Origin of the sequence: Polaromonas sp. YR568 (assembly GCF_943372955.1) — a bacterium.
In the GTDB taxonomy this organism is placed as follows: Bacteria; Pseudomonadota; Gammaproteobacteria; order Burkholderiales; family Burkholderiaceae_C; genus Polaromonas.
This window is the reverse complement of record NZ_CALSAL010000002.1, coordinates 683,680-696,825: the sequence shown is the minus strand read 5'-3', so window position 1 is coordinate 696,825 and position 13,146 is coordinate 683,680. Positions and strand designations below refer to the sequence as shown.

General features: G+C 64.3%; 12 protein-coding genes and 1 tRNA gene. 7 read left to right on the top strand and 6 right to left on the bottom strand.

All coding sequences use genetic code 11. The annotated features are described in order from the left end of the window. Positions 1–18 precede the first annotated feature (18 nt). Positions 19–2,598, top strand: a complete 2,580-nt coding sequence (locus AAG793_RS09210; protein ID WP_341907049.1) for an FtsX-like permease family protein — start codon at positions 19–21, stop codon at positions 2,596–2,598. Between the two features lie 557 nt (positions 2,599–3,155). After that, positions 3,156–3,587: a group II truncated hemoglobin gene (locus tag AAG793_RS09205; RefSeq protein ID WP_341907047.1), complete on the top strand. Its 432-nt coding sequence runs from the start codon at positions 3,156–3,158 to the stop codon at positions 3,585–3,587. Between the two features lie 16 nt (positions 3,588–3,603). On the opposite strand, the gene AAG793_RS09200 is transcribed toward AAG793_RS09205, so the two are convergent. Both AAG793_RS09200 and radC read right to left on the bottom strand, forming a co-directional pair. Next, on the bottom strand, positions 3,604–4,260 hold the full coding sequence (locus AAG793_RS09200) for a Smr/MutS family protein (RefSeq protein ID WP_341907044.1): 657 nt from the start codon (positions 4,258–4,260) through the stop codon (positions 3,604–3,606). 9 nt (positions 4,261–4,269) lie between these two features. After that, on the bottom strand, positions 4,270–4,944 hold the full coding sequence (radC, locus tag AAG793_RS09195) for a DNA repair protein RadC (RefSeq protein WP_341907042.1): 675 nt from the start codon (positions 4,942–4,944) through the stop codon (positions 4,270–4,272). A 115-nt stretch (positions 4,945–5,059) separates the two neighbouring features. Here radC and AAG793_RS09190 point away from each other — a divergent pair, with 115 nt between their 5' ends. The 5 genes from AAG793_RS09190 (at position 5,060) to AAG793_RS09170 (ending at position 9,210) form a co-directional block, all read left to right on the top strand. Beyond that, positions 5,060–5,557, top strand: a complete 498-nt coding sequence (locus AAG793_RS09190) for an FKBP-type peptidyl-prolyl cis-trans isomerase (RefSeq protein ID WP_341907037.1) — start codon at positions 5,060–5,062, stop codon at positions 5,555–5,557. Continuing rightward, entirely contained in the window at positions 5,554–6,555 is a 1,002-nt protein-coding gene (gene ispH, locus AAG793_RS09185; protein WP_341907034.1) for a 4-hydroxy-3-methylbut-2-enyl diphosphate reductase, read from the top strand. The genes AAG793_RS09190 and ispH overlap by 4 nt, the downstream gene beginning before the upstream one ends. A gap of 19 nt (positions 6,556–6,574) precedes the next feature. Beyond that, positions 6,575–7,516, top strand: a complete 942-nt coding sequence (locus AAG793_RS09180; RefSeq protein WP_341907031.1) for a threonine/serine dehydratase — start codon at positions 6,575–6,577, stop codon at positions 7,514–7,516. A 174-nt stretch (positions 7,517–7,690) separates the two neighbouring features. Continuing rightward, a complete protein-coding gene (serS, locus tag AAG793_RS09175) occupies positions 7,691–9,076 on the top strand; it encodes a serine--tRNA ligase (RefSeq protein WP_341907028.1) in 1,386 nt (461 codons plus the stop codon). Between the two features lie 46 nt (positions 9,077–9,122). Continuing rightward, a tRNA-Ser gene (locus AAG793_RS09170) sits at positions 9,123–9,210 on the top strand. Between the two features lie 30 nt (positions 9,211–9,240). Here the strand turns inward: AAG793_RS09170 and AAG793_RS09165 are convergent. The 4 genes from AAG793_RS09165 to AAG793_RS09150 all read right to left on the bottom strand — a co-directional run bounded on the left by AAG793_RS09165 (position 9,241) and on the right by AAG793_RS09150 (position 13,027). Then, positions 9,241–10,122 carry a DUF3750 domain-containing protein gene (locus AAG793_RS09165; RefSeq protein WP_341907026.1) on the bottom strand — a complete coding sequence of 294 codons (882 nt, stop codon included), beginning with the start codon at positions 10,120–10,122 and terminating at the stop codon, positions 9,241–9,243. Positions 10,123–10,246: 124 nt separating this feature from the next. Then, positions 10,247–10,831 (bottom strand): response regulator transcription factor, encoded by a 585-nt coding sequence (locus tag AAG793_RS09160; RefSeq protein ID WP_341907023.1) that lies wholly within the window; start codon positions 10,829–10,831, stop codon positions 10,247–10,249. Positions 10,832–11,012: 181 nt separating this feature from the next. After that, a complete protein-coding gene (locus AAG793_RS09155; RefSeq protein WP_341907020.1) occupies positions 11,013–12,323 on the bottom strand; it encodes a tryptophan--tRNA ligase in 1,311 nt (436 codons plus the stop codon). 35 nt (positions 12,324–12,358) lie between these two features. Further along, positions 12,359–13,027 (bottom strand): site-2 protease family protein, encoded by a 669-nt coding sequence (locus tag AAG793_RS09150; RefSeq protein ID WP_341907015.1) that lies wholly within the window; start codon positions 13,025–13,027, stop codon positions 12,359–12,361. Positions 13,028–13,146: the final 119 nt, after the last annotated feature.

Here is a 13,146-nt window from a genome sequence, read left to right as displayed (position 1 = left end):
ATGCGCTAAGGTAGCGCCATGGCACCCTTATTCCTCCGGCTCGGCTGGAAAACCATGCTGCGCGATTTGCGTGCGGGCGAGCTGCGCCTGCTGATCGTGGCGGTGACGCTCGCCGTGGCCGCGCTGACGGCGGTGGGCTTCTTTGCAGACCGCATCAAAGGCGGCCTGCAGCGCGATGCGCGGCAACTGCTCGGTGGTGATGCAGTGGTCCGCAGCGATGGCCCCACACCGCAAGCCTTCATTGAGAAGGCCCGCGCCCTGGGCTTGCAAACCGCATCGACCGTGACCTTTCCCACCATGGGGCGGGCACGCGATGAAGACGGCGGAGCCAGCAAGCTGGTGGCCTTCAAGGCTGTGCCCGAAGGTTATCCGCTGCGTGGCAAGTTGAAGATCGCCGACACCCTGGAAGGCGCCACCGCCGCCGCGAAAGACACCCGCGACATTCCCGCCCCGGGCACTGCGTGGGTCGACCCGGCGCTGCTCGACGGTCTGGGCCTGAAGATCGGCCAGCCCTTGCTGATGGGCGACTCCACCTTCACTGTCACGCGCGTCATCGTGCAGGAGCCTGATCGCGGTGCCGGCTTCATCAGCTTTTCGCCCCGGGTGATGATCAACCAGGCCGACGTGGCCGCGACCGGGCTGATCCAGCCCGCCAGCCGCACCAACTACCGTTTTGCGGTGGCAGGTGATGAGAAAGCCGTCAGCGCCTACGTCCGATGGGCGACCGACCTGATCAAGGCGCCCGAGGCAGAGACAGGCAGGGCGCGTCTGGGCGGCGTCCGACTGGAGTCACTCGAAAGCGGCAGCCCTGAAATGAGCCGCACATTGGATCGGGCCGAGAAATTCCTCAACCTCGTGGCGCTGCTTGCCGCCTTGCTCAGCGCGGTGGCTGTCGCCATCGTGGCGCGGGGTTTTGCTGCCAAGCACCTCGACGACTGCGCCATGCTGCGGGTGCTGGGCCAACCGCAGCGCACCATCGCGCTCGCCTACACCTTCGAATTTGTGGTGGCGGGGCTTATTGCCAGTGCCTTTGGCGTGGCTTTGGGATTTGCCGTGCACCACGCCTTTGTGCTGCTGCTCTCTGGCCTGGTCGAGACTGTTCTGCCCACTGCCACCTTCTGGCCGGTGCTGTTTGGTATGGGCATGGGTCTCACGCTGCTGCTGTCTTTCGGACTGCCGCCCGTGCTGCAGCTGGCACAGGTGCCGCCGCTGCGTGTGATTCGCCGCGACGTGGGCAATCTCCGGCCAGCATCGATGGCGGTGCTGGGCGTCGGCATGCTGGGTTTTGCAGCACTGCTGGTGGCTGCCAGCAACGACCTGAAACTGGGCCTGATTGCTGTGGGCGGATTTGCGGGCGCGGCGCTGGTGTTTGCGCTGGCCAGCTTTGCGGCGGTCAAGCTGCTGCGAGCCAGCGTCAACGAGAGCACCGCGCCAAGGTGGCTGGTGCTGGCCACGCGGCAGCTGTCGGCACGGCCGGTTTACGCGGTGGTGCAGACCAGCGCACTGGCCGTCGGGCTGCTGGCGCTGATGCTGCTGGTGCTGCTGCGCACCGACCTCATCAGCAGCTGGCGCAAGGCAACACCGCCTGACGCGCCCAACCGGTTTGTCATCAATGTGCAGCCGGAGCAGGCTGCTCCCTTCCAGCAGGCCCTGATTGAGGGCGGTGTCACCAAGTACGACTGGTACCCCATGATTCGCGGCCGGTTGGTCGCCATCAACGGCAAGACCGTCACACCTGACGACTACGAAGACGATCGCGCCAAGCGGCTGGTGGACCGGGAGTTCAACCTGTCCCACGCCGCCGCCCAGCCGCCCTACAACCAGATTGTTGCCGGGCGCTGGACTGCCGACGAGAAAAACGCCGTGAGCGTGGAAGACGGTCTTGCGAAAACACTGGGCCTGAAGCTCGGCGACACCCTGCGCTTTGAGATCGGCGGCCAGCAGAATGAAGCGAAGGTCACCAGCCTGCGCAAGGTCGACTGGGGCTCGATGCGCGTCAATTTCTTTGTGATGTACCCGGTGGCGCGCATGCCTACCGAAGTACCGCTGTCATACATCACCGCCTTCCGCGCACCAGAGCCTGCAGTGCCCGCGGCTGGGCAGACCGCCCTGCAGAGTTTTGACAACACGCTGGTGCGGGCCTTCCCCAACATCACCAACGTCGACATGAGCAGCACGCTGGCGCAGGTGCAGCGCGTGCTCGACCAGGTCATCCGCGCCGTGGAGTTCCTGTTTGGCTTCACCCTCGCCGCAGGTCTGGTGGTGCTGTTTGCCGCCATCACCGCCACCCGCGAAGAGCGGGCCAGGGAGTTCGCCATCATGCGTGCCGTTGGCGCACGCGCCTCACTGCTGCGCCAGGTGCAGCGCGCTGAACTCGCAGGCGTGGGTTTGCTGGCGGGCTTCCTGGCCTCGCTGGTGGCGCTGCTGGTGGGCTGGGGTCTGGCGCGCTATGTGTTCGACTTCAGCTGGACAGGTTCGTGGACGGTGCCGGTGCTGGGCAGCGTGGCGGGGGCATTGCTGGCTTTGGCGGCGGGGTGGTGGGGGTTGAGGTCGGTGTTGAATACGCCGGTGGTGGAGACGTTGCGGAAAGCGCAGTAGAAGGCCTTATCCGTTCTGGCTGAGTCTTTCGATGCCTTTGATCTTTCGCTACCGCCCGGAGCCGGGACTCGCCCCGGCGGGCGAGGCACTTTTCTTTGCTTCGCCAAAGAAAAGTACCCAAAAGAAAGGCGACCCGAAGTCTGGGTCCCTTCGCTTGCGCTACGGGCAACCTGCGCTGCTCGGCCCAGCCACACAGGACAAGCGGGAACGGAGACCGACGCAACAAGGACACGCCATGGCGTGTCCTTGTTGCGTCCGGTATTTGGGTATTTGTCTTCTGTCTTCCTGCATCCACCCCTCGTGAATGCGCCGAGGAGCGCAGGTTCAGGCGGATCAGGGCTGGCGTTGTCTGAGCCGAAGACGAGTTTAGCCAGACCCCGCCTGGACCGAGCACCGCAGGTTGCCCCGCAGCGCAGCGTAGGGGACGCAGTCACCAGGGTCACCTTTTCTTTTGCTTACTTTTCTCTTGGCGAAGCAAAAGAAAAGTGAGTTGCCGCCGGGCAATCCCCGGCCTCAAGATTCCAAACAGAACCCAACCCCCATCCGATAATCCAAATATGCAAATCGAAGAAAAGCCCCCCGGCAACCCGCCCTTTGAAACCCCCTACGCCTGGATAGGCGGCGAGGAGAAGGTCAAGGCGCTGGTCGAGCGGTTTTATGACCTGATGGATCTGGAGCCCGGCTACACCGCGCTGCGCGCCGCCCACGGCAGCACGCTGGAGAACGCCCGCGAGCGGCTGTTCTGGTTCCTGTGCGGCTGGCTGGGCGGGCCGCAGTACTACACCGAGCGCTTCGGTCACCCGCGCCTGCGGATGCGTCACATGCCGCAGAACACCGGGGGTGGTTCCATCGGCATCGTCGAGCGTGACCAGTGGCTGGCCTGCATGGACCAGGCGATGCGAGAGACGGGGGTGGACGAGGCCTTGCGCATCCGCCTCAATGCATCGTTTTTCCAGACGGCGGACTGGATGCGGAACCGGGGCGAGTAGCGCGGGTGAACAGGGCTCAGCCCTGCGCCAGCAGTACCACCAGCGCCCCCGCGCCGCCCTCGGCCGGTCGCGCCTGCACAAAGGCCAGCACTTCCTGCTTCTGGATCAGCCAGCTCTGCACCTTGCCCTTGAGCACCGGCGTCTTGCCGGGTGAGCCTAGGCCCTTGCCATGCACCACACGCACGCAGCGCCAGCCGATCTTGTGTGCGTCTTTGAGGAATTGCGACAGCGTCTCGCGCGCTTCCTCGCGCCTCAGGCCATGCAGATCGACCTGGCCCTGAATGCTCCAGCCGCCGCGGCGCAGCTTGCGCACCACGTCCGGGCCCATGCCGGGGCGGCGAAAGCTCAGCGCCTCGTCGGTATCGAGCAGGGTTTCCACATCGAATTCGTCCGAGATCGCCTCGCGCATCACCGCGAGTTCGTCGCGTTGCTGTTGAACGGGAATAGGTGCGGGCGGCGAGGGGGCGATGGCGGCTTTGTGACCGGGTTGATGCTTGATCGGCAAGGCCTTGACCGGGCCAATGGCGCGCGAAAAGAGTTCTTTTTCAGCGCGGGCCTTGGCCGCCGCAGCCACACGCGCCGCTTCGCGTTCGCGCTCCAGCAGGACGCGCGCCTCAATGGCCTTCTTGACGGCCTTGAGGTCCTGCAGGCTCTTGAGCGCGGGCGATTTCATGAGCCGACTTTAAAGCAGGCCCAGTTCCGCCATCGATACGGCTTCGGAACCCGTGACCACGAAATGGTCGAGCACGCGCACATCCACCAAGCCCAGCGCTGACTTGAGGGTTTGCGTCAGTGCCTCGTCGGCGCGAGACGGCTTCGCTGCGCCACTGGGGTGGTTGTGGGCCAGCACCACGCTGGCGGCGTTCAGTGCCAGGGCCCGCACCACCACCTCGCGCGGGTAGACCGAGGTTTGCGTCAGTGTGCCGCGAAACAGCTCTTCCAGCGCAATCAGCCGGTGCTGGCTGTCGAGAAACAGCACTGCAAAAATCTCGTGCGGCCGGCTGCCCAGTTGCAGCTGAAGGTAGTCGCGCACCGCCTGCGGCGTGGCAAACAGCGGCTTCTCCTTCAGCTCTTCGGCCAGTGCCCGGCGCGCCAGCTCCAGCACCGCCACCAGTTCGGCGCGTTTGGCCGGTCCCAGGCCCTTGATGCTCTTGAGCGCCTCCGGCCCGGTGTGCAACAGGCCGGCTACGCCGCCAAAGGTGTCGACCAGCTCCTGCCCCATCTGCAGCGCGTTCTTGCCCGGCAGGCCGGTGCGCAGCAGCAGGGCCAGCAGCTCGGCGTCACTCAGCGCGCTGGCGCCACGCGACAGCAGCTTTTCGCGGGGGCGGGCGTCTTCGGGGATGTCTTTGAGGAGCATGTTTTGGTGTGACAAAAGCTGAAAACCCCGACGACGGGCGGCAATCGGACAGTTTCTACAATAGGGGCAGTTTACAAATCCCGGCCCGGCATCCTGCGGCCCGTGCGAAAGTTTGATGTCCACCGTGCAATTCCCCGAATCCCCCGCCGCGCCGACCGTCCAGTCCGGCTCCTTTCTGACCCTGCACTACCGCATGGCGGGCCCCGCCGTGAACGGCCAGCCGGGGGCCGACATCATCAACACCTTCGATGGCAAGCCCGCGACGCTCAGTCTGGGCACCGGCGAACTGTCGCCAGCCATCGAGCAGCGCTTGCTGGGCTTGGCCGAAGGCACGCGCACCACCTTCGAGCTGGCGGCTGGCGAGGCCTTTGGCGAGCGCAACCCGGAGCTGGTGCAGTGGGTGGCGCGCAAGCTGCTCAACGAGCTGGGTGACCCGGCCGAGCAGTACAAGGTGGGCGATGTGGTGCAGTTCCCCACGCCCGACGGCATGGGTCAGTACGCCGGTGCGGTGCAGCAGGTGCGCGCTGACGGCGAAGCGGTGCAGTTTGATTTCAATCACCCGCTGGCTGGCCAGTCGGTGGTGTTTGAAGTGCAGGTGATTGGAGTCCTATGAACGCGTCAGCCCCCAGCCCCCAGGAAATCCTGCTTGCCGAGCCGCGCGGCTTTTGTGCCGGCGTGGACCGTGCCATCGAGATCGTCGAGCGCGCGCTCACCAAATTCGGTGCACCGATTTACGTGCGCCATGAGATCGTGCACAACACCTATGTGGTGAACGACCTCAAGGCCAAGGGCGCCATCTTCATTGAGGAGCTCGCCGATGTTCCACCTGGTGCCACGCTGGTGTTCAGCGCGCACGGCGTGAGCAAGGCGATCCAGGAAGAGGCGGTGCGCCGTGGCTTCCAGATTTTTGACGCCACCTGCCCGCTGGTCTCCAAGGTGCATGTGGAGGTCGCCAAGCTGCACAAGGAAGGCTACGAGTTCATCATGATCGGCCACAAGGGCCATCCCGAGGTCGAAGGCACCATGGGCCAGCTCGACAGCGGCATCCATCTGGTGGAAGACGTGGCCGATGTCGCGCGTATCTCGCCGTTGCAAACAGAAAGGCTGGCGGTGGTCACGCAGACCACGCTCAGCGTGGACGATGCCGCCGAGATCAGCGCCGCCGTGATGGCGCGCTTCCCGCAGGCGCGCTCGCCCAAGCAGCAGGACATCTGCTACGCCACCCAGAACCGCCAGGACGCAGTGAAGGTGCTGAGCCCGCAGGTGGACATCCTCATCGTGGTCGGCAGCCCGACCAGCTCCAACAGCAACCGCCTGCGTGAGCTGGCCGCCAAGCTGGGCACCGAGGCCTACATGGTCGATGACGCCACCGAGCTGAAGGAGTCGTGGTTCACCGGCAAGGCCCGCGTGGGCCTCACGGCGGGTGCGTCGGCACCGGAGATTCTGGTCAAGCAGGTGATTGACCGCATCAAGGCGCTGGGCGCGGTGTCGGTGCGCAAGATGCCGGGCATTGAAGAAACCCTCAAGTTCCCGCTGCCCAAGGGTTTGAAGCTCGACGCGCAAGGGGTGGCACTCGATGTGGGCGAGAGCCGCCTGCACGAGCAGAACTGACAGCGTCGTTGATGCCTCGATGATCCCGCACGCGCAGATCGAACACTGCCAGCAGCGCTTCGATAAGGATTACCGCCACTTCATCCGCCAGACGCCGCTGTGGAAGCTGCCCGGTAAGGCGCTGGGTGTGAACTGCGCCGAGGTCTGGCTCAAGCTGGAGCACCTGCAGACGGGCGGCAGCTTCAAGGCGCGCGGCATGCTCAACCGGCTGCTGTCCAACCCCATTCCTGCCAGCGGCGTCATCGTCGCTTCAGGCGGCAACGCCGGCATTGCCACGGCAGCGGCGGCGCGTGAACTCGGTGTGCGCTGCGAAGTGTTCGTGCCCGAGGTCTCCACCCAGGCCAAGCGCGACAAGCTGGCCGCACTGGGCGCGCAGGTGGTTGTGACTGGTGCGGCCTACGCCGATGCGCTGCAGGCCTGCATGGCGCGACAGCAGGCCACCGGTGCGCTGATGACCCATGCCTACGACCAACCCGAGGTGCTGGCCGGCTCGGGTACCCTAGCATTGGAAATCGAACAGCAGGGCGGCTTGCCTGACGCGGTGCTGGTCAGCGTCGGTGGCGGCGGCCTGATCGGCGGCGCGGCCAGCTGGTTTGGCCAGCGCACCCGGGTGGTGGCGCTGGAGCCCGAACTGGCGCCCACGCTGTTCCGTGCACGTGAGGCCGGCCAGCCGGTGGATGTGGCGGTTGGCGGCATCGCGGCCGACTCACTGGGTGCCAAGCGCATTGGCGCCCTCGCATGGGAGTCCACGCAAGCCCATGTGCGCGATGCGCTGCTGCTGACTGACGACACCATCCGCGCGGCTCAGCTGTATCTGTGGAAAGAATTCAAACTGGCGGTGGAGCCGGCTGCGGCCCTGCCACTGGCCGCGCTGCACAGCGGGCGCTTTGTGCCTGCGCCTGATGACAAGGTGTGCCTCATCATCTGCGGCGCCAATCTGGACCCGGCGTCGCTTGTCTGAAGTTAATTTGGCCCCGGAGGGAGTTCTAGAAATTCGATTGTCGGGATGCAGGGCAAGGCGCACGGAGCACAGGACACCGGAATGCACTTCGGTGCATGAGGATTCCGAGCACCGCGCAACGCCGCCATGCGTCCGAGAATCGGATTTATAGAAGTCCCTCAATACAATCTACCCATGCTTGACATCAACCTGCTCCGCAAAGACCTGCCCTCGGCCATCGCCCGCCTGGAAACCCGCAAGAAGCCGCAGGCTTTCCTGAATGTCGAGGCCTTCCAGTCGCTGGAAGCCGAGCGCAAGGCACTGCAGATGCGCACCGAAGAGCTGCAGAACCAGCGCAACACGCTCTCCAAGCAGATCGGCCAGCTCAAGGCCAAAGGCGAAGACGCCAGCGCGGTGATGGCGCAGGTCAGCAGCTCCAAGGCGGAACTGGAAACATCCGCAGTCCGGCTCGACCAGATCCAGACCGAGCTGCAGGCCCTGCTGCTGGCCGTGCCCAATTTGCCGCATGACTCGGTGCCGGTGGGCAGCGATGAGCATGGCAACCGCGAAATGCGCACCTGGAGCCCCGCTGGCGGCCTGGGCGGCAAACCACCTGCGTTCAGCTTCGAGGTGAAAGACCATGTCGATGTGGGCCAACCGCTGGGGCTGGACTTTGAACTCGGCACCAAGCTTTCTGGCTCGCGTTTCACCGTGATGAAGGGCCCGCTTGCCCGTCTGCACCGGGCGCTTGCCCAGTTCATGCTAGACGTGCAGACCCAGGAGCACGGCTACACCGAGTGCTACACGCCATATATCGTCAACGCTGAGACGCTGCGTGGAACTGGTCAACTGCCAAAATTCGAAGAAGATTTATTCAGAGTGCCGCGTGGTCGACAAACGCTTGACTCTTCTCAGTTGGCTGAAATCGCTGCGCAAGGAGGCTCTGGGTCTCACGGTGGCTCAGTTGAAGAGAATTTCTATCTGATCCCCACCAGCGAAGTCACGCTGACCAACTTCGTGCGCGGCGAGATCGTGCCCGAGGCGCAACTGCCTCTGAAGTTCACCGCCCACACCCCGTGCTTCCGCTCCGAAGCCGGCAGCTATGGCCGCGACACCCGCGGCATGATCCGCCAGCACCAGTTCGACAAGGTCGAGATGGTGCAGATCACCCACCCCGAGAAAAGCTACGAGGCGTTGGAAGCGATGACCGGCCACGCGGAGGCCATCCTGCAAAAGCTCGGCCTGCCGTATCGCGTGGTGCTGCTGTGCACCGGCGACATGGGTTTCGGCGCGACCAAGACCTACGACCTCGAAGTGTGGTTGCCTGCGCAGAACACCTACCGCGAGATCAGCTCGGTGTCGAACTGCGAAGCCTTCCAGGCCCGCCGCCTGCAGGCGCGCTTCAAGAATGCCCACGGCAAGAACGAGTTTGTGCACACGCTGAACGGCTCCGGCCTTGCCGTGGGCCGCACACTGGTGGCGGTGCTTGAAAATTACCAGCAGGCCGACGGGTCGGTGGCCATCCCCACCGTGCTGCAGCCCTACATGGGCGGCCTGAAGGTCCTGACCCCGTCAGCGTGAGGCGCCGCAGGGCCGCTGCCCTGCTAGAATCATGCCTTCGAGCAACGGAGAGGTGGCAGAGTGGCCGAATGTACCTGACTCGAAATCAGGCGTACCGCAAGGTACCGTGGGTTCGAATCCCACCCTCTCCGCCACATCGTCAAGCAATAGGGGCCTTCGGGCCCTTATTTGTTTTCGGCCGTAGCGGACGCATCCGCGCCGTGATTTGTTGATGCATGTGTCTGAGCCGATGTGGTCTCAGCACTTGCAGCTGGCGCGGCCAGATCACTGAACCCCAACCGCCCCCAGAACGGCAAGCGCAGTGCCGGCGAATTGAAGTCGACGCCGAAGTTCAGCCCCAGCACGTTGAACTCCAGCCCCTCCTGCACGCCCAGGCTCACACCCAGCAAACCCAGCAGCGAGAACTGCAGGCCCGAGCCCGACGTCGAGATGCCGATGGGGTTGGTCAGCGGCCGGTAGTCTTTGCCGATGGCGTTGGCGGGCAGGTCGAGCTTCAGCGCAGGCACTTCGCGCCCGATGTGCGCTAAAAACGTGTTGCTGTTGGGGCCGGGGTAGCTGCGGTACTGCCTGGCATAGGGGTAGCTGGCAATCGCTGCCTCCACGGCATCGATCATGGGCTCGACGCCTTCGCCGCGGTGGTCCACCAGCAGCTCGGGGGTGGAGCCGTACCAATACCCGTCGGGCACGGCGTAGTCACGCTGCACGACATTCGGCGCGCGCCAGCCCACGACGTCGTAGCGCGTGTAGCTCGTCTCGCCCTTTCGCTTGTAGATGATCCACGGGTGCACGGCGAAATTGCCGCGCCAGCCGTAGGTGGCTGCCGCATAGACCTGAACGATGGCCCGGTCGGCTTCCTGCACCGGGTCAGGGGCGATGCCGGCCGAATACCTGGGTGCGGTGATCCAGCTGCGGCGGGGCGTGTCTGTGCTGGTGGCGGCGGTATTGACCGCATGGTCTTGCGCCAGGGCGGCATGCGCTACCAGGACAAGAGGCGCGAGTAGAGGCGCTACAAGGCTGGCGCCGAGCCATCGGGATGGTGGTTTCACACCGGTGATTATCTGAACCGCAGGCAAGCTGTGGAGCACCAGCCCCCAATAGGCTTGGAACAAGCAGGTGCTTTGACGTACTGGCGCTTGGCGGTCGCTTGCCCTGAAGGACTTGTGTCAGGCCCTAGAGCAGTCCCTGCGTCCGCGCGAGGTGGCTGGCTTGCGAGCGGCTTTTCACGTTCAGCCTGCGGAACAGGCGCCACAAATGGACCTTGACCGTGTGCTCGCTGATCTGCAGTTCCTCGGCGATGTCGCGGTTGCTCATGCCCCGGTCCAGCATGCCCAGCAACTGCTTCTGGCGGCGCGACAGCTTTTCGGTGGGGGCGAGCGACATCGGTTCCAGGTCGTCGCTGAGGAACACCCGCAGCACGTTGGAAATCTCGGTGGCACCGGCTGACTTCTGGATGTAGGCATCGGCACCGGCTTCGATGGCGAGCTCTTCGTAGTCCTGGGCCGAGGCGCCGGACAGTACCACCAGCGGTACGTCGGGAAACTGCTGCTTGAGTTCGCGCACGCCAGACACCCCGTTAGTGTCGGGCAATTTGAGGTCGAGGCAGATCAGCTCGGGCGTACCGTGCTCCTGCACGGCGGCGGGAATGCCGGCCATGCGGTCAATTTCAGCGACCGTGGCCTTGCTGCTCAGCCGGTGGATCAGAAGGACCACCGCCTCACGCATCAGTGGGTGGTCATCGATGACGAATATGCTCATTGAATCGGGCCTGTTGTAGTTCGAAGAAGTGGCTCAGAGCGTGAATGTGCGCCAGCACGCATGAGAACTTTAGTACAAAAAGTCACGCCGCGCGCACTATTTTCGAGTGCTTCGTGCACGGCTATTGTGCGCTGGGCAGGGGTAGTGAGCGCAGACTGCAGCAACCCTGCCGAGCATGCGGTCAGGAGTCAGAAAAGTGTTGCAGCGCCGCAATCACCTCGGCTTCAGCGGCGCCGTCACCCAGCGTGACCTGATCCCCCAGCGAGGACAGCGCACCTGCACCGGCTTTTTGCAGCCCGGCGATGGTTTGTGCAGCCTCGCGCGGCGAGTCGAAGCCCTTGCTCTGAAGTAGTACTTTGGCGTCTGCCGACAGCAGCTTGAAGTAGAACTGGCCGTCTTTCTCGCGGTACTGCTTGAAGGCGGGCGCAGCGGCCTTGGCTGCCTTGGCTTTGCCGGTGGTCGCGGCCGCACCCAGGTTCCGCAGCCCGACGGCCTGGCGCAGCTCGGCCATGAAGGGCGTGGCCAGCTCGCGTGCCTTGCGGGCTCCCGCCAGCAGCACGCGCTCCATCTCTTCCGGGTTGGCCATCAAGGCGTGGTAACGCTCACGCATGGGTGCGACTTCCTGGTCGATGCGCTCGAACAGCAGTTGCTTGGCGTCACCCCAGGAAATGCCTTCCGCATAGGCTTTGCGCAGGGCCTCTGTTTCGGCCGCGCTGGCAAAGGCCTGATAAATCTGGAACAGCGCCGAGCCTTCGACCTCCTTGGGCTCGCCCGGCGCGCGGGAGTCGGTCAGGATGCTGCCGATCAGCTTGCGCAGCGGCTCCCGGGGTGCAAAAAGGGGAATGGTGTTGTCGTAGCTCTTGCTCATCTTGCGGCCGTCAAGGCCGGGCAGCAGGGCCACGGATTCCTCAATCACCGCCTCCGGCAGCACCAGTCGCTCGCCATACAGGTGGTTGAAGCGCTGCGCCATGTCCCGTGCCATCTCGATGTGCTGGATCTGGTCGCGGCCCACCGGCACCTTGTGCGTCTTGAACATCAGGATGTCGGCGCCCATCAGTACCGGGTACATGAAGAGCCCGGCAGTGACATCGGCATCCGGGTCGTTGCCGGCTGCTTCGTTCTTGTCGACCGAGGCCTTGTAGGCGTGGGCGCGGTTGAGTACGCCCTTACCTGTTACGCACGTCAGCAGCCAAGTGAGCTCAGGAATCTCCGGAATGTCGGACTGGCGATAGAAGACCACCCGCTCCGGGTCCAGGCCAGCGGCCAGCCAGCTGGCGGCGATTTCCATGGTGGAGCGCTGGATGCGCGCCGGCTCATCGCATTTGATCAGCGCGTGGTAGTCGGCCAGAAAGTAAAAGCTCTGCACGCCCGGCAGGCGGCTGGCAGCCACCGAGGGCCGGATGGAGCCCACAAAGTTACCAAGGTGCGGTGTGCCGGTGGTGGTGATGCCGGTGAGAAAGCGGGTCACTGGGAGCGGGGTCACGGAAGTCATGTGGGAGAGTCGGGCAGGTTGAAACGGTTGAATCGTCAGCGGATCAGGGCAATCAGCGGCGAGATCAGGGCGTTGATGACGGCGTAGCCGGCCGACATCAGCGGACGCAGCCAGATGGTGCCGACGACGCCGGCAATCACCAGACCCATCACAAGGAAAAAACCCCAAGGCTCGACACGGGCCAGCCACTGCGCCTGCTTCCAGGGCAGCAGGCCGACCAGAATGCGGCCGCCGTCCAGCGGAGGCAGCGGGAACAGGTTGAAGGCCCACATCACCAGATTGACCAGAATGCCGGCCTGCGCCATCTTGATGAAGAACACCTCGTCCACGCCAAACGCGGCCATCAGCACCAGCGCCAGCGCCCAGGCAATCGCCTGCGCAAAGTTCGATGCCGGGCCGGCCAGCGCGACCCAGATCATGTCGCGCTTTGGGTTGCGCAGGTGGCTGAAGTTCACCGGCACCGGCTTGGCATAGCCAAACAGGAAGGCGCCCGAGGTGGCGAAGTACAGCAGCAAAGGCATCGCGATGGTGCCGATCGGATCGATGTGCTTGACCGGGTTGAGCGTGATGCGCCCCAGCATGAAGGCGGTGTTGTCGCCCAACCGGCGGGCCGCATAGCCGTGGGCGGCCTCATGAACCGTGATGGCAAACAGCACGGGCAAGGCGTAAATGGCAACGGTCTGAATCAGTTCGGCGATATCCATGCAGGGATTGTCTCAGACGATGGTAGCCCGGCTGTCTGGTTCCAAGTGAGCGTTCACCAGCAGTGGGGATTTCCAAAAACCCCAAACTACCGGCTGGGTCGTTGCTCGTCTAGAGTACG

Coding starts and splice junctions, on each gene's coding strand:
- AAG793_RS09210 (WP_341907049.1), top strand. CDS start 19: ATGGCACCCTTATTCCTCCGGCTCGGCTGGAAAACCATGCTGCGCGAT.
- AAG793_RS09205 (WP_341907047.1), top strand. CDS start 3,156: ATGCAAATCGAAGAAAAGCCCCCCGGCAACCCGCCCTTTGAAACCCCC.
- AAG793_RS09200 (WP_341907044.1), bottom strand. CDS start 4,260: ATGAAATCGCCCGCGCTCAAGAGCCTGCAGGACCTCAAGGCCGTCAAG.
- radC (WP_341907042.1), bottom strand. CDS start 4,944: ATGCTCCTCAAAGACATCCCCGAAGACGCCCGCCCCCGCGAAAAGCTG.
- AAG793_RS09190 (WP_341907037.1), top strand. CDS start 5,060: ATGTCCACCGTGCAATTCCCCGAATCCCCCGCCGCGCCGACCGTCCAG.
- ispH (WP_341907034.1), top strand. CDS start 5,554: ATGAACGCGTCAGCCCCCAGCCCCCAGGAAATCCTGCTTGCCGAGCCG.
- AAG793_RS09180 (WP_341907031.1), top strand. CDS start 6,575: ATGATCCCGCACGCGCAGATCGAACACTGCCAGCAGCGCTTCGATAAG.
- serS (WP_341907028.1), top strand. CDS start 7,691: ATGCTTGACATCAACCTGCTCCGCAAAGACCTGCCCTCGGCCATCGCC.
- AAG793_RS09160 (WP_341907023.1), bottom strand. CDS start 10,831: ATGAGCATATTCGTCATCGATGACCACCCACTGATGCGTGAGGCGGTG.
- AAG793_RS09155 (WP_341907020.1), bottom strand. CDS start 12,323: ATGACTTCCGTGACCCCGCTCCCAGTGACCCGCTTTCTCACCGGCATC.
- AAG793_RS09150 (WP_341907015.1), bottom strand. CDS start 13,027: ATGGATATCGCCGAACTGATTCAGACCGTTGCCATTTACGCCTTGCCC.